At 56.0% G+C, this 22,693-nt stretch carries 21 protein-coding genes and 2 riboswitches; of the genes, 7 read left to right on the top strand and 14 right to left on the bottom strand.

The features are described from left to right. Genes ACN06F_RS06960 through ACN06F_RS06950 form a run of 3 tightly spaced genes read right to left on the bottom strand, consistent with a single transcriptional unit; the run spans position 1 to position 3,733 of the window. The gene (locus ACN06F_RS06960) at positions 1-1,371 is read right to left on the bottom strand and encodes a cobyrinate a,c-diamide synthase (RefSeq protein WP_433924910.1); all 1,371 of its coding nucleotides are present in this window, start codon (positions 1,369-1,371) and stop codon (positions 1-3) included. Next, complete coding sequence (gene cobO, locus ACN06F_RS06955; RefSeq protein WP_038483381.1) at positions 1,371-1,964, bottom strand: cob(I)yrinic acid a,c-diamide adenosyltransferase; 594 nt, start codon at positions 1,962-1,964, stop codon at positions 1,371-1,373. Before cobO ends, ACN06F_RS06960 begins: the two co-directional genes overlap by 1 nt. After that, a complete protein-coding gene (locus ACN06F_RS06950; RefSeq protein WP_433924909.1) occupies positions 1,961-3,733 on the bottom strand; it encodes an AAA family ATPase in 1,773 nt (590 codons plus the stop codon). The genes cobO and ACN06F_RS06950 overlap by 4 nt, the downstream gene beginning before the upstream one ends. Positions 3,734-4,074: 341 nt before the next feature. Then, a riboswitch (cobalamin riboswitch) is annotated at positions 4,075-4,266 on the top strand. Between the two features lie 67 nt (positions 4,267-4,333). On the opposite strand from ACN06F_RS06950, the gene ACN06F_RS06945 reads away from it, so the two are divergent. From ACN06F_RS06945 to ACN06F_RS06925, 5 genes are all read left to right on the top strand, one after another. Next, the gene (locus ACN06F_RS06945) at positions 4,334-5,347 is read left to right on the top strand and encodes an ABC transporter substrate-binding protein (RefSeq protein ID WP_433924908.1); all 1,014 of its coding nucleotides are present in this window, start codon (positions 4,334-4,336) and stop codon (positions 5,345-5,347) included. 18 nt (positions 5,348-5,365) lie between these two features. After that, complete coding sequence (locus tag ACN06F_RS06940; protein WP_433924907.1) at positions 5,366-6,430, top strand: FecCD family ABC transporter permease; 1,065 nt, start codon at positions 5,366-5,368, stop codon at positions 6,428-6,430. Further along, a complete protein-coding gene (locus ACN06F_RS06935) occupies positions 6,430-7,194 on the top strand; it encodes an ABC transporter ATP-binding protein (RefSeq protein ID WP_433924906.1) in 765 nt (254 codons plus the stop codon). The genes ACN06F_RS06940 and ACN06F_RS06935 overlap by 1 nt, the downstream gene beginning before the upstream one ends. A 118-nt stretch (positions 7,195-7,312) precedes the next feature. Next, positions 7,313-8,137, top strand: a complete 825-nt coding sequence (locus tag ACN06F_RS06930; RefSeq protein WP_433924905.1) for an AraC family transcriptional regulator — start codon at positions 7,313-7,315, stop codon at positions 8,135-8,137. 56 nt (positions 8,138-8,193) lie between these two features. Then, positions 8,194-9,132 carry a DMT family transporter gene (locus ACN06F_RS06925; protein ID WP_433924904.1) on the top strand — a complete coding sequence of 313 codons (939 nt, stop codon included), beginning with the start codon at positions 8,194-8,196 and terminating at the stop codon, positions 9,130-9,132. A 42-nt stretch (positions 9,133-9,174) separates the two neighbouring features. Here the strand turns inward: ACN06F_RS06925 and ACN06F_RS06920 are convergent, their stop codons facing one another. The 11 genes from ACN06F_RS06920 to cobT form a co-directional block, all read right to left on the bottom strand. Next, on the bottom strand, positions 9,175-9,945 hold the full coding sequence (locus ACN06F_RS06920; RefSeq protein WP_433924903.1) for an ABC transporter ATP-binding protein: 771 nt from the start codon (positions 9,943-9,945) through the stop codon (positions 9,175-9,177). Then, a complete protein-coding gene (locus tag ACN06F_RS06915; RefSeq protein WP_120387127.1) occupies positions 9,945-10,940 on the bottom strand; it encodes a FecCD family ABC transporter permease in 996 nt (331 codons plus the stop codon). Before ACN06F_RS06915 ends, ACN06F_RS06920 begins: the two co-directional genes overlap by 1 nt. Next, the gene (locus ACN06F_RS06910; protein ID WP_433925107.1) at positions 10,941-11,813 is read right to left on the bottom strand and encodes a cobalamin-binding protein; all 873 of its coding nucleotides are present in this window, start codon (positions 11,811-11,813) and stop codon (positions 10,941-10,943) included. Between the two features lie 82 nt (positions 11,814-11,895). Continuing rightward, positions 11,896-13,698, bottom strand: a complete 1,803-nt coding sequence (locus tag ACN06F_RS06905; RefSeq protein WP_433924902.1) for a TonB-dependent receptor domain-containing protein — start codon at positions 13,696-13,698, stop codon at positions 11,896-11,898. Between the two features lie 139 nt (positions 13,699-13,837). Beyond that, a riboswitch (cobalamin riboswitch) is annotated at positions 13,838-14,066 on the bottom strand. A gap of 33 nt (positions 14,067-14,099) precedes the next feature. Continuing rightward, positions 14,100-14,531 carry a bifunctional adenosylcobinamide kinase/adenosylcobinamide-phosphate guanylyltransferase gene (locus tag ACN06F_RS06900; RefSeq protein ID WP_038483350.1) on the bottom strand — a complete coding sequence of 144 codons (432 nt, stop codon included), beginning with the start codon at positions 14,529-14,531 and terminating at the stop codon, positions 14,100-14,102. After that, positions 14,483-15,136 (bottom strand): histidine phosphatase family protein, encoded by a 654-nt coding sequence (locus tag ACN06F_RS06895; RefSeq protein WP_095604267.1) that lies wholly within the window; start codon positions 15,134-15,136, stop codon positions 14,483-14,485. Before ACN06F_RS06895 ends, ACN06F_RS06900 begins: the two co-directional genes overlap by 49 nt. After that, positions 15,073-15,849, bottom strand: a complete 777-nt coding sequence (gene cobS, locus ACN06F_RS06890; RefSeq protein WP_095604268.1) for an adenosylcobinamide-GDP ribazoletransferase — start codon at positions 15,847-15,849, stop codon at positions 15,073-15,075. The genes ACN06F_RS06895 and cobS overlap by 64 nt, the downstream gene beginning before the upstream one ends. Further along, entirely contained in the window at positions 15,846-16,379 is a 534-nt protein-coding gene (locus ACN06F_RS06885) for a bifunctional adenosylcobinamide kinase/adenosylcobinamide-phosphate guanylyltransferase (protein WP_433924901.1), read from the bottom strand. The genes cobS and ACN06F_RS06885 overlap by 4 nt, the downstream gene beginning before the upstream one ends. Continuing rightward, a complete protein-coding gene (gene cobD, locus ACN06F_RS06880; RefSeq protein WP_433925106.1) occupies positions 16,363-17,478 on the bottom strand; it encodes a threonine-phosphate decarboxylase CobD in 1,116 nt (371 codons plus the stop codon). Before cobD ends, ACN06F_RS06885 begins: the two co-directional genes overlap by 17 nt. Then, complete coding sequence (cbiB, locus tag ACN06F_RS06875) at positions 17,475-18,497, bottom strand: adenosylcobinamide-phosphate synthase CbiB (RefSeq protein WP_433924900.1); 1,023 nt, start codon at positions 18,495-18,497, stop codon at positions 17,475-17,477. The genes cobD and cbiB overlap by 4 nt, the downstream gene beginning before the upstream one ends. Beyond that, positions 18,494-19,543, bottom strand: coding sequence for a nicotinate-nucleotide--dimethylbenzimidazole phosphoribosyltransferase (gene cobT / locus ACN06F_RS06870; RefSeq protein WP_433924899.1), 1,050 nt, complete (start codon positions 19,541-19,543; stop codon positions 18,494-18,496). Before cobT ends, cbiB begins: the two co-directional genes overlap by 4 nt. Before the next feature lie 293 nt (positions 19,544-19,836). Here cobT and edd point away from each other — a divergent pair, with 293 nt between their 5' ends. Beyond that, positions 19,837-21,726, top strand: a complete 1,890-nt coding sequence (edd, locus tag ACN06F_RS06865) for a phosphogluconate dehydratase (RefSeq protein ID WP_089037972.1) — start codon at positions 19,837-19,839, stop codon at positions 21,724-21,726. Beyond that, a complete protein-coding gene (glk, locus tag ACN06F_RS06860; protein ID WP_433924898.1) occupies positions 21,726-22,691 on the top strand; it encodes a glucokinase in 966 nt (321 codons plus the stop codon). The genes edd and glk overlap by 1 nt, the downstream gene beginning before the upstream one ends. The last annotated feature ends 2 nt before the right edge of the window (positions 22,692-22,693 follow it).

The following is a 22,693-nucleotide window of genomic DNA, read 5'->3' as shown; positions in this document are numbered from 1 at the left end:
TTACTGGGTTGCATGGGTAAATGCCTCGCTGTATCGCTGTTCAGCGTGCGCCGGGCTGGCGGAAAAAAGCCTCGCCACAGCGTCAGGATTGTTGGGGAAAAACAGATGTAAATAGGTCGCCGTTAAGCGATTCTGACGGTAAATCGCTTCCCCCGGTGCGGGGTGGCGCTGGCGACGGCCATGAGCAATCGGCTCGGGAGTGCCTTCTGCCATAGAGCGGTGGTGCGCATGGCCACGAACCGGGCCTTCCGGCAGTTCGGCAGTTTGCATACCCTGGCAGCCGCGCCGACCGCGCATCGCCCCCTGCCCAGGCAGCAAGCCGAGCATGGGATAGATGATATCGTCGTAGTCAGTCAGGGTTTCCAGGCAGTACAGCAGGCCGCCACACTCAGCCAAGATGGGCTTGTCGGCGCGATAGAAAGCCTCAATGGCCGAACGCATGGCGCTGTTACCTGCCAGTTGCTGGGCGTGAAGCTCCGGGTAGCCTCCCGGCAGCCACAGCGCATCGCATTCGGGCAGGCGGTTATCCGTCAGCGGTGAGAAAAAGCGCAGCGTTGCCCCCATCTGCTCCAGCAGATCGAGATTGGCCTGATAGATAAAGCTGAAGGCGGCGTCACGAGCTACGCCAATAGTGCGGCCTTTAAGTACAGGCTTAACGGCCGCAAGCTGCTCTTGCGGAGCGGCAAAGGTCACCGGTGGCAGTGCTGCAAGCGCTTCCAGCAACCCAGCCGCTTCCAGCGCTCGGGCACCCGCTTCAAAGCGTGCCTCTAAATCCTCGCGAATCTCCGCAGCTTGCACCAGCCCAAGATGGCGTTCGGGGAGCGCTAAATCAGGGTCTCGTGGCACAGCGGCCAGCAGGGGAATCGTCGCTGGCAGCGCTGATTCGATCAGCTCACGATGGCGCTGCGAGCCGCAGGCATTGGCGATTAGCCCGGCGATATGGATGTCGTCGCGAAAGCTGGCAAGCCCAGAGACCAGCGCGGCAGCGGTCTGGGCCATGCCTTTTACATCCATGACAATTGCCATGGGAATAGCAAACAAGGCCGCCAGATCAGCGCTAGAAGGCTCGCCGTCAAACAGCCCCATGGCACCTTCGACCAAAATCAAATCCGCTTCACAGGCGGCGTCATAAAAACGCTGGCAGCAGTAAGCTTCGCCTGCCATCCATAAATCTAACTGATCTACCGGTTGACCTGACGCCTGAGCCAATATCTGCGGGTCTAGATAATCAGGGCCGGTTTTAAACACCCGCACCATCTTGCCCTGATTACGCAGCAGCCGCGCCAAGCCCGCCGTGACGGTAGTTTTACCCTGGCCAGAAGCCGGGGCAGCGATAAACAGCGCGGGGCAGCGAGCGGTTGGCGTGCTCATTAGTATTCGATCCCCGCCTGGGCTTTAACGCCGCCGCGAAAAGCGTGGCGCTCATCCTGAACAACGCTGATGGTATCGGCGATTTCCTGCAGCGGCGTGGCCATGGTGCGCCCGGTAATGATCACGTTCTGGTGCGCCGGGCGGCGCTGCAAGGCTTCTACCACCGGTTCGGGGTCGAGATAGCCGTATTTGAACATATAGCTCATCTCATCCAGCACGATCATATGATAAGCAGGGTTCTCCAGCAGTCCTTTAGCGACGGCCCAGGCGGCTTGGGCGGCTTCGATATCCCGCTCGCGGTTCTGGGTTTCCCAGGTAAAGCCATGGCCCATGATGTGCCAGTCAAGCTTGGGATGATCGCGAAAGAACAGGTATTCGCCGGTTTCGCGGCGGCCTTTAATAAACTGAATGACCGCGCACTGCTGACCGTGCCCTAGTGAACGCGCCATGGTGCCAAAGGCCGAGCTGCTTTTACCCTTGCCGTTGCCTTTAAGCAGAATCAGCACGCCGCGCTCTTCGGTGGCGCGGCTAATGCGCTCATCGACCACGTCTTTTTTGCGCTGCATGCGGTTTAGATGGCTAGCGTCACTCATGGGCTTTCCCCAGGTTGATGTGCAAAAACAGAATGTGCGAAAACAGGATGTGCTAAAGATGGTTTACCAAACGAGGCAGGCCAATAACGGGCGCCTAATTGCTGAGCGATGCGTGCGCCCTGCCCGCGTTTAACTCTCGATTGCTCGGTATCGATCAGCAGGCAGTCACCTAGCGGGGCGAGGTCGTCAACAGGTTCCCGTGTGCGGCCATCGGTAATCAAATAAGTACGTACCTGTAAGCCAGGCTCGCGGCGTTGCCACTGTTGAATTAGCCGTTTGGCTTCAATAATCGCTTCCCGCAGCGGGGTGCCACCGCCGCCCTTGGCACTGTCAAGCGTGCCCCGCGCGTTTTTGGGAGCACGACGACGTGACAGTAGCGACACCACGCCACCATTACCAAACCCCAGCACCGCGACCTGCTCACGCGCAGCATAAGCTTGGGCGACCAGTGACTCCACCAGCCCTTTGGCTTGGCCTAACAGGCGCTGCCCCAAGGTGGAACCAGAGGTATCCAGTAGCACCAGGTGCGCTATCGCCTGCCCTGCGCGAGATTTGCGCATTTTTAACTGCCGCCAAGGCCACTGGCCACGATTGGCGATTAGCGTCGCGAACCCGTCTAGCCGCGAGGTTTCCGCCTGAGAGCGCCCTCTACCGGAGACACCTCCCTTGCCTGTGCTAGCCGCTGTATCGGCGCGTTGCGCACGTGGGGAAAAGCTATCGCTCTCGGGCAGGTTAACCGCTGGCTGGTGAATAGACGCCTGCGCCATGGGCGGCATAGAGCCCCACTGGCCCTGCTCACCATTGTGATGGGATGGCCCGCCGGTGGGCGCGTTATTAGCTGACGACGAACCGCCCACCCCATTTGAAGGCGTTTGATTAGGCGGGGAGGACGGCGGAAGTTGCTCTGGCGGCTGGGTTCGACGATGTGCCAGCACCCAGGGCGCCACCGTATCGATATCTACTTGGCTGACGCTTTCCGCCCCCCGCCAGGCGGCATGAGCCTGGGCGGCTCGGTGCCAGGTAACGTCTGCCCGCAGCCCTTCAACGCCGGCGGCTTCGCAGCGTGCCGCAATGGTCTCATACACCCAGTCTTCGCTAGTCACTGACGCTAGTGCCTGTTGGGCATGGTCAAGCTGCTGAGTCAGCGCTACCTGCTCTACTGCAAACTGTTGTATGTAAGCCTCTGGGTCGCGGTCGAAAGCTTCGCGCTGCTGAACAATAGCAATGCGCTGTTTAACGCTGACACGGTCAGCCTGTTCAATACAGAGGCCAAAACGGTCGAGCAGCTGCGGGCGCAGCTCACCCTCATCAGGGTTCATGGTGCCAATCAAACTAAAACGCGCCGAGTGTGAGTGGCTGATGCCATCACGCTCAACGATATTGACCCCACTAGCGGCCACGTCTAGCAGCAGGTCAACCAGCACATCCGGCAACAGATTAACTTCATCGACATACATCACCCCGCCGTGGGCTTTGGCGAGGAGCCCTTCATGAAAAGTGGCTTGCTGCTCGGCTAGCACCTTTTGCAAATCTAGACTGCCCACTAGCCGGTCTTCGCTGGCACCGAGGGGTAAGGTGACAAAGGGTGGCTTTTTGCCATTGGTGTCGTTCGGCAAAACCGCCGCCAGTGCCCGCGCCAGGGTGGATTTCGCACTGCCCCGAGGGCCGCTGATCAGCACACCGCCAATGCGCGGATTAATCGCATTAAGCAGCAAGGCGGTTTTCAGCGCTTCCTGGCCGACAACACCTACAAAGGGAAAGTCACTCAAGCGAACCTCCCATGCAGAGCATGCCCGAAGCTTGAACTTGATTCATGATGAGTTGGTAAGTAATGATAAAACCATTCATAAGGAAGCGATGAAATAAAACGTTGCAGTATAGAGGAAGGCGCGGCTGCGAAGCCAGCTTAGTGCCAAGCATACCCTAGAAGACAGTCCCTATTAGTACACGGTAAGACAGGCCTAATTTCGATACTAGGCCAAATTGATATGACATTTAAGAATACCAAGCCACAGAAGATTTGGTTTGTCTTATCGTAATGAAAAAAATGGATTTAATGTCAAATTTAGCCGAAAGATCGGGCTTTTTGTTGTTCTACCTTTACCCGCCACCTAGAATAGCTGCCGTCGGTGTTCCTCACGGAACTTAATAGAGAATCCGCTGCGGCTTAGCCGCGAAACGGAACTGCCCCCGCAACTGTAGGCGGTTAGCGATGCTCAATGAGCCACTGGACGTATTGTCTGGGAAGGCGAGCTAGCCATGACCCGTCAGTCAGGAGACCTGCCGACCATGTTAATTAATCGAGCGAGACAGTTCGGCCAGATATTTTTTCTGGCTGTACGCATCGCTCATCATGCACGGGAGTGTACATGATGTTGAGATTGACCACGGCGGTGGCTGCCAGTGTTGTAAGCCTTGGGCAGACGGCTCACGCCGCTACCGATTACCCCCTCACACTTACCAACTGCGGCGTAGAGATAAGTGTAGCGTCGGCCCCCGAGCAAACGGTAACGGTGGGTCAATCGGCCACAGAGATTCTTTACTCACTAGGGCTTGCTGATAGCGTAGTTGGCACCTCAGTCTGGTTTAATCCGGTCTTGCCGCAATTTACTGAGGTCAATGAACAGATCGAGCGGATCGCCAACGATGACCCCAGCTTCGAAGCCGTGGTCAACAAACGCCCGGACTTAGTTGCGGTGCAGTACGAGTGGCACGTGGGGCCTACCGGAAGCGTGGCCAGTCGAGACCAGTTTCATGAACTAGGTATCGCTACCTACATCATGCCCGCCGATTGCGATACCAAGGATAACTCTACCGGTGGCGATGGTACCCGCACCGCCGCTTTCTCGACGGAATCGATCTATAAAGGGATCACCGAGCTAGCCGAAATTTACGATGTTCAAGACGCTGGTGAAGCCCTGGTGACAGACCTGAACGCCCGTGAAGAACACGCTATCAACCTAGCAAGCAGCCTTGATTTGCCGGAAGACCTGTCGGCAGTATTTTGGTTTTCATCAACGGATCTGGGGGTTAGCCCTTTCGTTGCCGGCCAACTGGGCGCACCGGGCTATATGATGGACAAACTGGGCATTCGCAATGTCATTGAGTCTGATGAAGAGTGGCCCACCATTGGCTGGGAAAGCATCGCCAAGGCTGACCCCGATGTGATTGTTATCGCCGCCATGGATCGTCGCCGTTTTCCTGCTGACGACATCGAAGCAAAGCGTGAGTTTCTGCACAATGACCCGGTTACCAGCGAAATGACGGCGGTTAGAAATAACCGCATCGTAGAGATGGACGCCCATGCCATGAGTGCCACTATGCGCAGCATTTACGGCCTTGAGTCACTCGCCGAGGCGCTATCGACGATGTCTTTCAACTGATGATATGGCTTTTTACGAATGAGCATAGCGCTAACACGGCCGACAACTAAGCGCTTCGGGTTGCGCTGGCTTTGGGTGACGCCTCTGGTGCTGGTGGCCGCACTCATCGCGGGCACCGCCATCGGCGAAACATCAGTTCCCGTTGATACGATACTCAAAGTGCTCGCCAATCAACTACTTGGCGCGGATTACCCGGTTGATCGAATCGACGAGGGTATTATCTGGAACTACCGCCTCAGTCGCGCCGTCGTTGCCGCTTGCTGCGGCACCAGCTTGGCGCTGGCGGGAGTGGTATTGCAGGCCCTGCTGCGTAATCCCCTAGCCGACCCCTATTTAATGGGCATTTCTGCTGGTGCCTCTACGGGTGCCGTTGCGGTGGCAGTTGCTGGGTTAGGCGCTGGCATGCTGTCGTTATCGTTGGGTGCCTTCGCTGGTGCCCTCCTCGCCTTTGGCATCGTAGTGATGCTCGCCCATGCGGCCAACAGCGGTGTTGGTGGTGGGCGTGGTGTTCAGGCAGCAGGAGCAATTATTCTGGCGGGGATTGCAGGTTCGCAGCTGTTTAATGCACTGACGGCTTTTATCATTACCAAGTCAGCAAGTGCTGAACAGGCGCGGGGCATTATGTTTTGGCTGATGGGCAATCTCTCTGGGGTGCGCTGGGCTGATGCTACCTTAGCGGTGCCTGCCGCGCTGTTCGGGCTAGTGGTTTGCCTATGGCACCGCCGTTCCCTGGATGCGTTTACCTTCGGGGCCGACAGCGCCGCGTCTATGGGCATTGCTGTGCGCCCGGTGCGCGGCATGCTGATTATCGCGATGGCGCTGGTCACTGCGGTAATGGTATCCATCGTAGGAGCGATTGGCTTTGTTGGCTTAGTGATTCCCCATGCGATGCGCTTTATTGTCGGCAGCCAACACACGCGCTTGATACCCGCCACCGCGCTTGCTGGCGCGGTATTTTTAATCGGTTCAGATATTCTTTCGCGCACTCTAGTGTCTGGTCAGGTGCTTCCCATCGGGGTGATTACATCACTGATCGGCGCGCCCGCTTTTGCGCTTATTCTTGTCCGTGGCAAGAGGCATTAATGCAATTATCCGCAGAACAACTCACCTGGGCGATACATGGCACGCCACTGGTCATTGACGTCAATCTCACCGTCGAGCCCGGTCAAACCTTTGGTTTGGTGGGCCCCAACGGCTCGGGAAAAACGTCCCTGCTGCGTCTGCTGGCCGGTTTAAACAACCCAAAGACAGGCCTGGTGCGGATTGATAACCAGCCTTTGCACGCCCTCAAACAACGCACTATCGCTCAATCTATTGCCTTGGTTGAGCAACAGGCTGACACCACCGATAGAATTACCGTGCGCCAAGTGGTCGCGCTAGGTCGCACACCTTTTCTTTCCGCCTTACGCGCCTGGTCAATTGAAGATGATGCCATCGTGGTTAAAGCGCTGATAGATGTTGATATGGCGCATATGGCAGATCGGCTTTGGCATACACTTTCTGGCGGTGAGCGCCAGCGCGTGCATATTGCTCGGGCATTGGCCCAACAGCCTAAGATCCTGCTGCTGGATGAACCCACCAACCATCTGGATATTCGCCACCAGCTGTCGATTCTTGAGCTGGTCAGGCAACTGCCGATTACGGTGATTATTTCCCTGCACGACCTTAACCAAGCCATGGAGTGCGACCGAATCGGCGTTATGGATAGCGGCCGCCTGATCGATAGTGGCCCACCCCACGACGTGCTCACCGCCAGTAGGCTACAACAGACCTTTGGTGTGCATGCCCATGTGATCGATGACCCTGTCGATGGCAAGCAGGTCATGCGTTTTCGCAATGCTGTTTAGAAACGTTGGCAAGGGGTAAATGACTTGGGGTAAATGACAAGAGGTAAAAGCCAAGTAAAAGGTGGCGAGACCTCAGGGTATAGTGAGGCGTTTTCTTGGTTAAGATATTGGGGCCCAAATGAGTACTGACCATCCACCAAATGCGCATCTTGCTAAATGGGAAAATGCTAAAAACCCTGTGGTGTCGATGTTTAAAGAGTACCCTGCGGGCCATCACATCCCTCCCCATCAACACCAGCGCGGGCAGTTAATCTATGCCAGCACAGGTACGATGAGACTATGCACCCGCGATGAATACTGGTTATTACCTCCGTTTCGTGGCGTATGGATGCCTCCTTACGTAGAACATGAAATGAGCGCCAGCACACCAGTTTCTTTGCGGACTTTATATGTCAATGTCGAATCGTTCACCTTAAACCTGCCTAGTCATCCAGTAGGAATAGGCGTCACTGCCCTTTTACGCGAGTTGCTGATCCGGGCCTCCTCTTTTTCAATCACCTATCACCCTGACAGCTTCGAAGAGCGCTTATTGCGGCTAACATTAGAAGAAATGAGGCAGGCCTTCGAGTGTGGATTAAAACTGCCCATGGGCAGAGATAAGCGTTTGAAAAAGATCTCCGATACGTTGCTGGAAAATCCGGGTGATGTGCGCTCACTGGCAGATTGGGCGAATGAGGTCGGAGCAACGACGCGGACACTATCCCGACTATTTCGCACTGAGACAGGTATTTCTTTTATTCAATGGCGAGAGCAGGTACGCATTGTAAGTGCCATGTCGGGGTTAAGCACCGGGCAACGCATTAGCCAAGTTGCAGAGCATCTAGGATATGCTTCACAAGGGGCGTTTACCGTTATGTTCAAACGTGTCACGGGTAAATCTCCCCGAGAGTATTTAAACGATCTGTCCTGTTCTCAAACAAAGTTGTCTCACATGGAAGAATAGAATCCGAGTGAGATTGATATTGTTTCTCTACTTCTTGAAATAATCGGTAGAGGAATATGAAACGTTCACTAACGTCACTCACTGACCACTATTACGTTCTGATAATCGCATCTACATTCCTGCAAGGGTCTTCTTTTGTCAGCACTAAACTCGTCATGGAACAGATGTCGCCGTTATGGGCAGCGTCTGCTCGTTTCCTGGTCGCAGCAGTATCCTTGTCGCCTTTTGTTTTTATCCAAATGCGCAGGCATAAAATATCTCTTAAAGAGCTTCCTTGGGTAAAACTGCTAATAATTGGTAGTTTTCAAACAGTCGGCGTCATGTCGCTACTCAACATCGGACTAACGGCGACTAGCTCTTCAATAGCTGCCATTCTTATGGCCAGTAATCCTCTACTGGTGGTTGTCTTAGCATGGTTTATTTTAGGCGAGCGCTCCTCGACGCTTGCCTTATTCGGCTTAGCTTCTGCTTTTATTGGAGTGGTTATTTGTATTGGGATCGACGTTGACGGCTACCACGGAGTCGGGCGGGGAGAAGTACTTGTGATGCTGGCATCTACCTGCTGGGCCTGTTCTACCGTGTTAAGCAAGAAATTTGCCATAACGCTCTCACCCTGGATAGTCACTTTCTGGCAGATGTTGATTGGCTCCCTGCTGCTCATGGTGATAGCTGCCTGCAGCAAACAACCTTTTTCCCTGCCGACGGATGCTTACCATTGGGGAATGTTTATGTGGCTGGCAATTCCCGCATCGACTGGAGCTATCGGGCTTTGGTTTGCGGCGTTAAAGATTGGCGGCTCCGTACATACAAGCGGCTTCTTGTTTCTGTGCCCACTGTTTGCCGCCCTGGTTGCATTTATATTGATCGGACAACACCCGGCATGGCATGAAGTGATTGGCGGTGTTTTGGTGGGCGCAGGCCTGTTTCTGATGGCCCGCCAGCGTCAACCAAACCAGCGACAGCAAAAACCAAATCCCCTGTTAGATGCCCGCTAACGTAGCAGCGAGCGCTAACTGTTGAGCTAGCTAAGCTTGTCATCACTCCTTTATGGGTACAAATACCGGTGCCCCTTCAACCTCGACCACCGCCAGCCGCTGCTGATAAAGACGTTCTAATGCACTGGGCACCAGCATGCTGTCTCGCGTGCCCCAGCAGGCATCGCCATTTGGGTAGAGTAGTAAAAGATGGTCACACCAGCGGGCGGCTAGATTTAAATCGTGCAGGCACATCATCACAGCACTGCCCTGGGCTGCCTGCTGGGCCATCAGTGCCATCACTGCGCTTTGGTGGTGTAGGTCAAGGTGATTGGTTGGTTCGTCAGCTAGCCAGATGCTGGGGGCCTGAGTCAGTACCGTGGCCATCGCCACTCGCTGGCGCTCGCCGCCAGAAAGTGTACTCACCAAACGGTCGCGCAAGTGCGCAACGTCTAACCGTTCAAGCGCTTCCTCGGCCTGGGCGTAGTCGGCGGCGCCTTCCATTTGCCATGGCGATAGGTAGGGGTGGCGACCAATCAGCGCGGTTTCCAGCACGGTCGCGGGAAAGCCATCCAAGCGTTCTTGGAAGACAACTCCCAACATTTGCGCAACTTGCCGCCTGCTCAGCGTCTCAAGCGACTGCCCTCCCAATAGCACTTGCCCGGAGCGCGGCGAGTTCAGCCCTGCCAAGGTGTGTAGCAGCGTCGTTTTACCTGCACCGTTGGGGCCGAGCACGCCCCATACCTGCCCGGGTTCAATGGCAATATTCAGCGCCGTGCCATCACCTCTTCCCGGCACGTTGATGATGAGGTCTTGGGTAACCAAACGGCTCATCAGCGGCTCCGGTAAAGCAGAAAGAGGAACGTCGGCACACCTAATAGCGCAGTAATCACTCCTACCGGCAGCTGTTCCGGCGCAATCATCGTACGCGCCAGTGTATCGGCCAGCATGAGTAGGGTCCCCCCAGCCAGTGCACAGGCCGGTAAGATTAACCGCTGATCGTTACCCAACAATAGGCGCAGCATATGCGGCACTACCAAGCCGACAAAGCCGATGCTGCCCGCCGTAGTAACAGCCGCGGCGGTTAACAAACTGGCGACAATATAGATGCACCACTCAAGTGGCCGGACGGCAACGCCCAGCGCAGCAGCTTGCTGCGGGCCACGGGCCAGCACATTTAAGCTGCGTCCAAGGGGCATCAGTACCACACAAGTAGCCAGTAACAGCAGCAGCGGCGGCCAGGGAGCACGCGCGTAAGAAAGATCGCCCATTAGCCAATACAGCATGCCCGGCAACCGCTCCGCAGGGCTCAGTGCCAGCATCAAAGTGATCACCGCGCCCCAGCCTGCCGCAACCACTACGCCGGTAAGCAGTAGCCGCGAAGGGGTCCAACTACCGCTGCCGTGGGCCAAGCCGAAGACTAATAACGTCGAAACTAGCGCACCGCCAAACGCCGAGCCTGAAATCGCCAATCCGCCCAGCCCCCCCAGCATGGCAGCAAGCGCACCAATCGAGGCACCACCGGAAAGCCCGAGTACATAAGGGTCTGCAAGAGGATTACGCAGCAGCACTTGCATCAGAGCACCCGCTACCGCCAACAAACCACCGACAGCAAAAGCCGAAAGCGCCCTTGGCAAGCGCAGCTCCAGCACCATGGTACGCGCAAGCGCATTGCCCTCGTCCTGGCCTATATAACCAAGATTACCGAGAACCACTTGCCAAATTTGCGCTGGGGAAAGCTGCGCACTGCCGACGCCAAGGGCGATCACTAGCGAAGTCAGTGCCGCCAGCAGCAACAGGCCAAGCGGGAAGCCCAATCGTGCTAACATTTAATGGCGCTCGCGTTTTTGTCGGGCGATATCAAGCTTCTCGCAGAGAATCTTGCTACCTTCCATCAAGCGCGGGGTGGGCCGCTGAATCAGAGAAGGCGGGACAAAAAAGAGATTATCATCGGCAACCGCCGTTACGTTTGAGTACTGCTCCCAGTGGGTCAACCAATGGCGATTCTCTTCCCCCATCCCTCCGGCAACAATCGCTTCAGGGTTTGCCGCCAGGACAGCCTCATCATCAATGCGAGGCACTAGGCGCGCCTGCTCACCAAACACATTTTCACCGCCGCAGATCTCGATCACCTGGCCGATAAGGTGTGCGTCATTGACACTCATTAACGGCTCATCCCACACTTGATAGAAGGTGCGCACTGGCTCCCGATCACGGTAGCGAACGGCCAGCTCAGCCATCCTCGATCTGAAATTATCAGCAACCGCCTGACCGGCTGTTTCAGTGCCAGCCAGTCTCGCCAAACGCTCAATTGCACTGGCCACTCCCTCAAAATTCCTAGGCTCAATATAGAACACCGGCATACCCAGCGCTTCCAGGGTTTCCAACTGTTCAGCGGGGTTCCCGGTTACCCAGCCGATCACTAAATCAGGCGCCAGCCCTACCAGGGCTTCTAAATCAATGCGCGTGTGACTACCAACAGACGCAACGTCTTTGGCCTCCGGTGGATAATCACTGTAGCTAACCACAGCCACCACTTGGTCCCCAGCGCCCGCTGCATAGGTCAGCTCCGTCGCCCCTGGCGAAAGCGTGGCAATACGTTGTGCTGACGTGTAGAGACACACTTCACGCTCACGATCATCCACCGCGCAGCGGCTGTGATCATCTGCCAATACGGCGTTTGCAACCACACCACTGAGCATTGATAAGCTTAGTATCAATCGACTTAATAACAGTGCGGGGCCAGTGGCCCCGCGATGTTTAAACAATCTCTGATTCGCTTTTTTATTGGCCAAAGTGAACACTTAAAAACCCTGCTCGGCCTGCGTTAATGTAGTCGGCACCATCAAACGAGCGCGTTGTAATGTAATCTTGATCCAACGCGTTTTCCAACGTTACTCGCGCACTCCACAGTGGGGCAAACTGCCAACCTGCACGCAGGTTAACCAGCCCGTAACCGCTTAAGCGGTCTTGATTCTGCGCATCACGATAACGGTGGTTTTGAGCAATCCAGGAGCCGCCCACCGACCAGTCGCCAAGTTCACGGTCTACGTCTAAGCGAAGACTTTGTGAGGCGCGGTTTTGCAGGCGCTTACCGGTTAGGCGGTTTTCAGGATCGGTGTAGGTCAGCGCGGCAGCTAGCGTCCAATCGTCGAGCTCAACGCCAGCGGCCAGCTCAGCCCCACGAATACGGGTTTCGGGTACGTTAAACAGCAACCCCTGACCAGCAATCAAGTTGTCGATATCGGTTTGATAGAGTGCCGCATCCCAGAACCAATGGCCGTACTGACCGCGCACGCCCACCTCAATGCTTTGCGAAGTTTCAGACTCTAAGTCGGGATTACCAAAGCCTGGGAAGTAGAGCTGGTTGTAAGTGGGTGCGTTAAAGGCTGTACCGTAGTTGGCACGCAAGGTGTGGTGGCCGTCTAGGTCATAGCCTACGCCTACGCTGCCAGTGACTTCTTCACCGTAAGCTTCATTGTCATCAAAGCGCAAGCTGGCTTGCACAGTAAACGGCGCAAAATCGAGCAAGGCTTGGGTAAATACCGCCGCGTTGCTACGGCTAGTTTCATCGTACGCCGTAGTGCTATTAACGCGATCTTCGCTGTATTCAGCGCCTGCAATCAGCTCGTGGGCACCCGCCGTTAAGGTGTTTTCCCAGCGCGCGGTACTCACCTTGGTGTTAAACACGGAGTCACCAAAGTTATCGATGTTATCGCTTTCATCACGAGATTCGCTGAGTGTTAAGCGGCTGCGCCAGTTATCGGTTATCGGCAGCTCACCGTAGACACCCGCCACCTGCTGAACGAAATCGTTTTCACCGCCATCGTATTCGTTATGACCACGGGCACGAAGCGCCAACACGCCCGCTTCTGCACCACTTTCAAAGGTGTGAGATACCCGCGCTAACGCCGTGGTGTTGTCATAGCCCTTATCGTCGCCATCGCGTCGAATCGGTTGACCATCCGTGGTGAAGTGGCTAGTGGAAAAGCTATAGCGGGTGCCGCCCTCTTTGCCGCTAATGCCGGCACTCAGGCGCTGGGTATTAAACGAACCACCACCGACAGAAATACGCGGTTGCGGACCCTCTTCTTCGCCTTGGGGGGTAAACAACTGAATAACGCCGCCAATTGCGTCAGCACCGTATAGGCTGCCACGCGGACCACGCACAATTTCAGCACGATCAAACATGCGCGGTTCCAGATGCTGCCAGGCAGCCCCACCACTGGTGGCAGAACGAAGACGAATCCCGTCAATCAACAGGACATTTTGGCCGCTACCGCTGCCGCGAATAAAAACGCTGCTGTTTTTACCAAAGCTGCCATTTGTAGAAACATCCACCCCAGGCTGGCCGCGCAACAGGTCGGTAATACTTACCGGATCTTGGCGGCGTAACGTTGCCTCATCCAGTACAGTCACCGAGGACAGGCTTTCATTGGCAGTACGCGGCGCAAGTGCGGCGGTAACAACAACGGGGTTTAATGTATTCGCAGCTGGCTGTGCGCTCGATTGGGCTTGAACGGCCATGGGCAATGCAGCCATCGCAAACGCCGCCAGCGTGGCGGTGGAATGAAAACGGTAAGACATGAGGAGATCCCTTGCTCACTGTGCTCACCCGCACAGCGTATTTTTTTGACCGGGCAGAGGGATGATAGGGAGATCGGCAGCCTAAGCTAGCGATATCACCCTGAGCACGCCCTCCGCGTCTCGGCATGTTGTGGTCCTATAGCACCATGCCTCTTAGGCCGGTCTCCGGGCTGACGAGCGAAAAGCGGATAACAGCATCATGCCTTTCCGAACGACCACCTTCCCATGCGTTAGCACAGTGGCGTCTTTAGCCGTTCTTATCTCGATCACCGTTGCGGGGGCAGCGTTGGATTCACGTAAGTGTTCACCAACTTCCCGTTTAACTGATGGCGACAATGGCCATCAGCACCTGAGAGTGCGCGTAAACTAGCAACTTGTTAGGGGCTGGTCAATTTAACCGACTAGGCTTTAAGCGCCTGCACGAGCCCATGTCGTACATGCCAGACCTGCTCGGATTGGGCGGCAGCGTCTTGGCTAAACCAGCCGCTTAAATCACGCAGGCGACGCTGGTCTCGGGCCATGGGGACGATTCCTCGCCCTAACTCATTCATGATGACCACCAGCGTCACGCCATGGGTTTGTGCGGCGGTGGCCAAGCTTTCCAGATCTCCCCGCCACAGAGCGCGCGACGCATCGCTGCTCATATCAGAGTGCAGCACTGCCGCTAACCACTCAAACACACCGTGCAGAACGAGCGGCACATTGGGCTGCATGATGTGGGTCACTTCGTGTAAACGCTGCCCTGGAGAAAGCCGCCACCAAACAGCGCTGGGAAAGCGTGCTTTTACAACATCGCGCTTACCTGCGCAGGCACCGCCGATGAACAGCTGCATTGCCACTCTCCTTTGCCATCTTCACGTTTTAGATACGTCAGTTGCCAACGCCGTCCTTGTGCTTGATGAACGATGCCTTCCCAAAAACCAATGGTTTCGAAGCGACGCCGCAACTCGCGTATTACCCCGCCGTGGGTAACAACCAGCACTTTCTGATAATGATGTTCGCGGGCGTGCGCCGCCACCTCTTCAAGCCAAGCATTTAAACGCTCACGTAGCTGGCCGGAAGATTCACCGCCGGGAATTTGCAGCTCACCCACGCTGTCAATCCAGGCGCGATAATGGGGTAAGTCTTTTAGTTCATCGTAAACTTTGCCTTCATAGTCACCAAAATCCAGCTCCCGTAATCGTGGTTCTAGATACAGCGGCATACCCGGCTTTGCCGCCTGCGACCACTCAAGGGTTTGCTGACAGCGGTTTAAATCGCTTGAATAAACAGCGTCAAAGCACTCTTCTGCCAATGCGTCACGCAGTGCCAGCAGCCCCGCTTCTGCATCAGGAAATAGCAGCGGAATATCGCGCTGCCCCTGGTAGCGGCGCTCTAAATTCCAAGCGGTGATACCGTGGCGAACTGCCACCAACTCCACATTAAGACCAGTAGCCAAAGCTCTCCTCCTTCAATGGTGGCACCTACCATATCGCCATTGATGCCGTTAAATAGCCGCAGCATTGCCTTTCTGGCGATTGCCACCCACACGATGATAATCACTCCCCAGGCAAACCATGCAGGGGACACCGCGCCAAGCAGCACCAACGGCAGCAAGGCATAGCCAACATCATGGGCACTTAGCGACTGCTGCCAGCTCCATGCGAGCCCTTTGCTGTGAGCGCAGGGAGTAAAAATCAGCAGTGCGACACCAGCCAATCGACCCAATGCAGGCACGGCCACCAGCCACCACAGCGGTGCCTGATAAGCCAACAGTGCCCAAAGCAATACGCCCTTCCAGGCCAGCAAAAACAGTAATGCCAGGATGCCGAAACTGCCTATCTGAGCGTCCTTCATGATTTCCCAACGCCGCTCAAGGGGTTGGTTACTGCCTAACGCATCGGCAAGGTCCATTACGCCATCAAGATGTAAACCGCCCGAAAGCGCTACCCATAGGCTTAGCAGTAGCAACGCAGTGATTGGCGCAGGTGACGCTATGAAACTTAATAGCAGCGCGCTTAACGCCAGCACGCTGCCAATTAATAACCCTACCAACGGATAAGCGCGAATTGCCCAGCGACGGGTGGCAGGTGTCCATGGACAGGCAATAGGAAGCGGAATTCGGGTTAGAAACTGCAGCGCGAGTATTAGGCCGAACAGCGCATTTTTCATCGTTTCCACTCCATGGCACAACCAGCGATGACTTCAAGCACTGAGTCAGCTTCCGCCGCTAACCAGCGGTGTAAGCACTGGATAAACTCAACGTAGCGCCAGGTAGCCGGCTGATCAGGAATCAGCTCTTCGTTAAGATCGTTCGATACAATCACCAGTGTTAGCCCCCGTGCTTGTGCATCACGCAGGCAGCGAGCCAACAGCGCTAGGCCTTGCTCATCACTGAATTCTTCATTTGGCTCAGCGCCAAACAGCACTTGTCCTGCCCATAGGGTTAAACAATCGAGTAGCGCCGCGTGGTGATCAGGCACTTGGGCAATGGCTTGGTCGATCGCCAGGGGCGCCTCTAGCGTCACCCATTGGCCCTCCCGGCGTGCCTGGTGGCGCGATACCCGGTCGGCCATTTCGGCGTCGTAAACTTTGGCGGTGGCAATGTAATAGCAGTTGGCGTCACCCGCCGCGCTGAGCACACGCTGCTCCGCTACTTGGCTTTTTCCAGAGCGAGCGCCCCCACTAACAAAGACAATCATGCAACACCTTTAGCAACCGGTTATTTGCCGACTCATCACGCAGCGCCAAGCGTAACCAACTGCCCTCAAGCCCTTTAAAGCTGTGGGTATGCCTCGCCAGTAGTCCTTTATAAAGCATGCGTTCAAACAGGTCTGCGCTGGTCACGCCGCGTTCACGCTGTAAAACACCTGGCCGCACAAGGAAAAAGCAGCTGTGACTGGGCACCACCTCAAGCCCTAGCGCCTGCAACGCCTTGCCCAGGCGTGGCTGCTCTCTGGCCAGCCACTGCTGGGTGAGCCGTGCAAACTCGCTATCCGCTAACAGCGGTGCCACCAGTTCAGCAGCAAGATGGTTCACACTCCAGGGCGGTTGGTGGTGACTCATGGTGTCTACTATGTTTTTCGAAGCCAGCACGTAGCCTAGGCGCAACCCAGGCAAGGTATAAAACTTGGTCATTGAGCGTAGCAGTACTAAATGACAGTAACGCTTAAGCAGCGGCGTCAACGACTCAACGTCTATCGATAGGTCGATAAACGCTTCATCAACTACCACCTGGGTACCGGTAGCCTGCGTATGCGCTAGCAGTCTCTCTACTGCATCGATGGGTATCAGCGTGCCAGTTGGGTTATTCGGACGACACAGAAACACCACGTCGGCGTTTACTGCCTTCTCTAGCAGGTCGGCCATATCACAAGCGAAATGCGGCTCGCGCAATACATGCTCGGTCATTTCAATACGGTGGGCAGAACAGGCTCTGGCATATTCGCCAAAGCTGGGGGCCAGTAATAAGGCACGCCCACTGGCATGCAGCGCAGCGGCAAGAAAAATGGCCTCTGCCCCACCATTGGTCAGCAGCACTTGTGCTGGTTGAACACCGTTGTGCGCCGCAATGGCCTGCCGGGCTGAGGCGTAGTCCGGCGAGGGATAGCGGCTAAGCCCACCAAGCCGTGTTACCAACCAGCTTGCCAGCCACTCGGGCGGCCCAAGCGGGTTAAGGTTAGCGCTTACATCGTCAATCATATGATCGGCAGGTAGCCCAAAACGCTTCAGCAGCGCTGCGGCCTGGCCACCATGGCTTGGCCAATCAGCCGCCTCGTGAACAGTGGTTTGACAACTCATAGCCATGAAATCCCCGCGCCTGCCGAGCCCATTAATACGCCCGTTAATACACTCATCAACACGGCCATTAACAAGAAAAACAGCAGCCAAGCGCCGTGCATTAATTTAATGGTGGCGTTGATATGCGAATACCTCAGCGTTTCCAGTGGCGAGCCAAGAGTTGCTCGATGAGAAACCGCGCCCTGATAAACATTGGTGCCGCCCAATTGCACACCCAACAGGTTCGCGACCATGGCTTCTGGCCACCCCGCATTAGGGCTTGGGTGGCGAGGCGCTTCGCGGCAGGTGGCCAACATGGCCCGACGCCAATAGAGCGCCGATGATTGCCAACTGATCAGAACACCGGCGGCCCACAAACAGAGTGCGGTCAGCCTGGCGGGCAGCCAGTTAGCTATATCATCAAGCTTCGCCGAGGCATAACCAAAGTCGCTATAGCGTTCGTTTTGATAGCCCACCATGGAGTCCAGCGTGTTGATCGCTTTATAAGCCAGCGCCAGCGGCGCACCGCCGATAAACGCGAAGAATAGCGGCGAGGTGATGCCATCCACCGTATTTTCTGCAATGGTTTCCACCGCTCCTCGGGTAATTTCCGCTTCATCCAGTTGCTCGGTATCACGCCCCACCACCATAGAAAGTGCCTTTCGCGCCGATACTAAATCACCGTTAGCCAGCGGCACGGCAATGGCGCGCCCCGCTTCCGCCAAGCCTTTTATGGCCAGCGTTGTCGCCAGCAACCAAAGCTCAGCAGCTAGCCCAAGCCAAGGGTGCACCCAAGTCAGTAGCTCCAAACTCAGCCAAGCGAGACTAAACGTGCCCAGCACAATGGTGGCGGTGAGTAAGAAACCCAGGAGTCGACGGCGCTTGTCACTTCCCTGGTTCCAGCGCTGCTCAAGTGCGCTGATGACACGCCCAATGATGACCACTGGGTGCGGCAACGAACGCGGGTCACCCACGACTAAGTCTATGACAATCGCCAGTGCAACAATAACGACTCCGCCATACATGAAGTCCCCAGTCATGGCGCACTATTATCGTGAATACCCGCATCGGCAAAAGTGGCCATCTCACTGAGCATCGCGGCGGCGGCCTGCAATAACGGAAACGCCAATGCCGCGCCACTGCCTTCTCCCAGGCGCATTCCCAAGGCTAACAGCGGCGATGCATCAAGTGCCTCAAGGGCTGTGGCATGGCCGGGCTCTTCAGAGCGATGTCCAAAAATCAAATAACCACGCACCGCCGGACATAAACGGCAGGCCGTCAGAGCGGCTACTGTAGCAATAAAGCCATCCACAATGGCCGGCAGTCGGTTTGCCGCCGCAGCCAAATAAGCCCCTGTCATGGCGGCGATCTCTAACCCGCCGAGCTTGGTTAGCACCTCCATGGGGTCTTCGGCATTGGCTTGGCGTGCCTTTAGCGCCCGCTCGATCACCGCTACTTTATGGGCCTGCTGAGCGCTGTTAATACCGGTGCCAGCGCCCACCAGCTGGGCCACTGGCTTACCGGTTAGCGCCGCCAGCATGGCGCTGCTTGCCGTGGTATTAGCAATACCCATTTCACCAGCAATAATACATTTCGCGCCCGCCTGAACGGCTCGCTCAACGGCTTCGCAGCCTACCTGTAACGCAGCCAGCGCTTCGTCACGGCTCATGGCATCTTCAAGCACCATATTGGCGGTGCCCGCGCGCACTTTGGCGTCAATCACGCAAGGCATTGCCAGCGGTGCCGCAACACCAACATCCACAACCTCAATCTGGGCACCAATTTGTCTGGCAAAGACATTGATCGCCGCCCCGCCATGGGCAAAGTTAGCCACCATTTGCGCCGTCACTTCTTGTGGAAAGGCCGACACGCCCTCTTCAGCAACCCCGTGATCAGCAGCAAAGACAATGATCGCCGGTGGCGTGATGCTTGGCTGACATTCACCAGTGATCTCACTAAGCGTAACGGCCAATGCCTCTAACTGGCCGAGGCTGCCCGGCGGCTTGGTGAGCGTATCAATATAGCGAAGCGTTAATGCGCCAGTGTGGCTATCAAGTGGCGTGACTTGGTTAACGATGGGATGCATAGCAGCTCCAGGGCAGCAATCGAATTCATTTTGCGCCAGATGGTAGCAAAAGCGCGGCTGCTATACTTGCGCTTTAAGCTGCTTCAACACGCAACAGCTCCTTCCGGGGATGGATTGCCCTGTTAGCTGTAATGTTCATAAAAGCATCATCATTTACGACGATAGTTGCTATTAATCAGGGGTAATAAAACTACAAATATGGTTTTTATTGCCGTAAAGTCTCTTATATCGACACAAAAAGATGTAAAATAACTACAAACTTGACTCAACGTCTCTATCATGCAGAGGTCTCTATGCCGAGCTCAACACCCGCTACTTTAAATCCTACCGTTGCTGAGGTTACCCAACGCATTCGTGAGCGCTCTGCTGAGCGGCGTGCTCTCTATGAGCAACGCATGGCGGACCAGCATAAGCGTGGTGTGCACCGTGCAGAGCTATCCTGCGGTAACCTGGCCCACGGCTTTGCCGCGTGTAGCCCCCAAGAGAAAGACTCCCTGAAGCTAATGAACAGCGCCAACTTGGGGATCATTTCTTCTTACAACGATATGCTGTCGGCCCACCAGCCGTTTGAAACCTTTCCGGAAACCATCAAAGCCGCTGCTAGCGCCATGGGGTCAACCGCCCAGTTTGCCGGTGGTGTTCCTGCCATGTGTGATGGGGTTACCCAAGGGCAACCGGGCATGGAACTGTCGCTGTTTTCCCGCGACGTGATTGCGATGGCTGCTGCAGTTGGGCTTTCACACAACATGTTTGATGCTGCCCTTTATCTGGGCGTGTGCGACAAGATTATCCCTGGTCTGTTTATCGCAGCGGCACGCTTTGGTCACCTGCCTGCTATGTTCGTACCCGCCGGCCCAATGCCCAGCGGCCTACCGAACAAAGAGAAAGCGCGCATCCGCCAGCTATACGCAGAAGGCAAAGTGGGCCGCGAAGAGCTGCTGCAAGCGGAGTCTGACTCCTATCACAGCCCTGGTACCTGCACCTTCTACGGCACTGCCAACTCAAACCAGCTGATGATGGAAGTGATGGGTCTTCACCTGCCAGGCACCTCGTTTGTGAACCCAGGCACGGAAATGCGCGAAGCCCTGACCCGCTACGCGACCGAACAGGCTATTCGCAACACTGAACCTGGCGGCGACTACCGCCCTTTCTATAAGCAGATCGACGAACGCGCCATCGTCAACGCGGTGGTAGGTTTATTGGCATCTGGCGGTTCAACCAACCATACGATGCATTTGATTGCCATGGCCGCTGCGTCGGGCATTACGCTGAACTGGGACGACTTCACAGATCTCTCCGCCGTAACGCCTAGCCTGATGCAGGTATACCCTAACGGCCAAGCAGACATTAACCACTTCCAGGCGGCAGGCGGCATGAGTTACCTGTTCCGCGAACTGCTGGGCGCTGGCTTACTGCACGGCGATATCCCGACGGTGTTCGGCACCGACCTGACGGCCTACACACAAGAGCCCTTCCTGGAAAATGGCAAAGTGGTTTGGCGCGAAGGCCCAGAAAGCAGCTTAGATGAAAACGTTTTACGCCCAGTCGCTACCCCCTTCGCAGCGACTGGCGGCCTAACAGTAATGAAAGGCAACCTGGGACGCGGCGTGATCAAAGTATCCGCCGTTGCCGACGAACATCGTGTAGTAGAAGCACCGGTGAAAATCTTCGCCGACCAGAACGAAATGAAGGCTGCGTTTGAATCCGGCGACTTAGATCGCGATGTCATCGTTGTGGTGCGCTTCCAGGGGCCAAAAGCCAATGGCATGCCGGAACTTCACAAACTGACGCCGTTCCTGGGCGTACTGCAGGACCGTGGCTTCAAAGTGGCACTGGTGACTGATGGCCGTATGTCTGGCGCGTCGGGTAAAGTACCCGCTGCGATCCATATCAGCCCAGAAGCACTGGACGGTGGCCCGCTATCGAAACTGCGCGACGGCGACATTGTGCGCCTGGACGCCAACGCAGGTACGCTGGAAGCCAAAGTAGAGGCGGCTACCTGGGCCGATCGCGAGCGCGTAGTGGCGAATTTGGACCACTACCACGTTGGCCTAGGCCGCGAACTGTTTAGCGGCTTCCGCCACCTGGCCATGCGTGGCGAAGAAGGCGCAGGCTCGCTGGGCGGCTTTGAAGCCGATGATCTCGCTCGCCAACAGGGCCAGATTCTTCAAGAGGATGCCTAATGCGACCGGCCTTAATTGGTGATATTGGCGGTACCAATGCCCGCCTGGCGCTCGTCACGCCAGGTGAGGTGACGCCCCACGATATTATTAATCTTCCCTGCGCGGACTACCCTGGGGTTATCGACGCGATTCAGGACTACCTGGAGCGCGTGGGCGCCACGGGGGAAAATGCACCGGTGGAAGCCTGTTTGGCGTTTGCCTGCCCGGTTCACGCCGAGCGGGTCAAGATGACCAATAATCACTGGGATTTTATGAAAAGCGATGTTCAGCAGGCGCTGAACCTATCGCTGTTTAAAGTGATTAATGACTTTACCGCACAGGCTCTGGGCGTACCCCATGTAGACGCCGACAACCTGGTGGAAGTGCAAGCAGGTGTGGCTCAGTCTCACTCTACCCGCTTGGTGATTGGCCCCGGCACAGGCCTGGGCGTTGCTGGCGTTTTTCCCGGCCAACACGCCTGGATACCGCTTCCCACCGAGGGCGGCCACGTCACGTTCGCCCCCACTGACAGCATCGAGCGGGCGCTGCTGGATGTTTTTCTACAACGCTACCAACGGGTCAGCGTAGAACGTATTTTATGCGGCCAGGGCTTGCTGGAGCTGTACCAGGCCCATTGTGCTCTGAACGAGCAAACGCCTAGCTGCACGACGCCAGCCGAAGTTACCCAAGCCGCCAACCAGGGTGACTCTATCGCCACCGCCAGCCTGCTGCGCTTTTTAAAAATCCTCGGCGATGTATGCGGCGACGCGACCCTAACAATGGGAGCTAGAGGCGGCGTTTATCTATGCGGCGGGATTTTACCGCGCCTACTGGAGTGGCTACCCAAATCCGAACTGCGTGATAGCTTTGTGAACAAAGGTCGGATGAGCGCGTATAACGCCGATATTCCCGTGTGGATTGTGACTCACCCGTGGACAGGGCTGCTCGGCGCCGCCGAAGCGCTGCATAACGAAGAAGTCTTTTAACT

It is taken from the genome of Vreelandella sp. 21 (assembly GCF_050995515.1).
Taxonomy (GTDB): domain Bacteria; phylum Pseudomonadota; class Gammaproteobacteria; order Pseudomonadales; family Halomonadaceae; genus Vreelandella; species Vreelandella alkaliphila.
The sequence above is the reverse complement of the archived record's forward strand: the minus strand, read 5'-3'. Positions and strand labels throughout refer to the sequence as shown.

Bases quoted from the DNA above. Each gene is read 5' to 3' on its own strand.
- cobD (WP_433925106.1), bottom strand. From the start codon at position 17,478: ATGAGTTGTCAAACCACTGTTCACGAGGCGGCTGATTGGCCAAGCCAT.
- ACN06F_RS06900 (WP_038483350.1), bottom strand. From the start codon at position 14,531: ATGCAGCTGTTCATCGGCGGTGCCTGCGCAGGTAAGCGCGATGTTGTA.
- ACN06F_RS06940 (WP_433924907.1), top strand. From the start codon at position 5,366: ATGAGCATAGCGCTAACACGGCCGACAACTAAGCGCTTCGGGTTGCGC.
- cobS (WP_095604268.1), bottom strand. From the start codon at position 15,849: ATGAAAAATGCGCTGTTCGGCCTAATACTCGCGCTGCAGTTTCTAACC.
- ACN06F_RS06930 (WP_433924905.1), top strand. From the start codon at position 7,313: ATGAGTACTGACCATCCACCAAATGCGCATCTTGCTAAATGGGAAAAT.
- cbiB (WP_433924900.1), bottom strand. From the start codon at position 18,497: ATGACTGGGGACTTCATGTATGGCGGAGTCGTTATTGTTGCACTGGCG.
- ACN06F_RS06935 (WP_433924906.1), top strand. From the start codon at position 6,430: ATGCAATTATCCGCAGAACAACTCACCTGGGCGATACATGGCACGCCA.
- ACN06F_RS06885 (WP_433924901.1), bottom strand. From the start codon at position 16,379: ATGATTGTCTTTGTTAGTGGGGGCGCTCGCTCTGGAAAAAGCCAAGTA.
- ACN06F_RS06945 (WP_433924908.1), top strand. From the start codon at position 4,334: ATGATGTTGAGATTGACCACGGCGGTGGCTGCCAGTGTTGTAAGCCTT.
- ACN06F_RS06905 (WP_433924902.1), bottom strand. From the start codon at position 13,698: ATGTCTTACCGTTTTCATTCCACCGCCACGCTGGCGGCGTTTGCGATG.
- ACN06F_RS06910 (WP_433925107.1), bottom strand. From the start codon at position 11,813: ATGCTCAGTGGTGTGGTTGCAAACGCCGTATTGGCAGATGATCACAGC.
- ACN06F_RS06915 (WP_120387127.1), bottom strand. From the start codon at position 10,940: ATGTTAGCACGATTGGGCTTCCCGCTTGGCCTGTTGCTGCTGGCGGCA.
- ACN06F_RS06925 (WP_433924904.1), top strand. From the start codon at position 8,194: ATGAAACGTTCACTAACGTCACTCACTGACCACTATTACGTTCTGATA.
- edd (WP_089037972.1), top strand. From the start codon at position 19,837: ATGCCGAGCTCAACACCCGCTACTTTAAATCCTACCGTTGCTGAGGTT.
- ACN06F_RS06920 (WP_433924903.1), bottom strand. From the start codon at position 9,945: ATGAGCCGTTTGGTTACCCAAGACCTCATCATCAACGTGCCGGGAAGA.
- ACN06F_RS06960 (WP_433924910.1), bottom strand. From the start codon at position 1,371: ATGAGCACGCCAACCGCTCGCTGCCCCGCGCTGTTTATCGCTGCCCCG.
- cobO (WP_038483381.1), bottom strand. From the start codon at position 1,964: ATGAGTGACGCTAGCCATCTAAACCGCATGCAGCGCAAAAAAGACGTG.
- glk (WP_433924898.1), top strand. From the start codon at position 21,726: ATGCGACCGGCCTTAATTGGTGATATTGGCGGTACCAATGCCCGCCTG.
- cobT (WP_433924899.1), bottom strand. From the start codon at position 19,543: ATGCATCCCATCGTTAACCAAGTCACGCCACTTGATAGCCACACTGGC.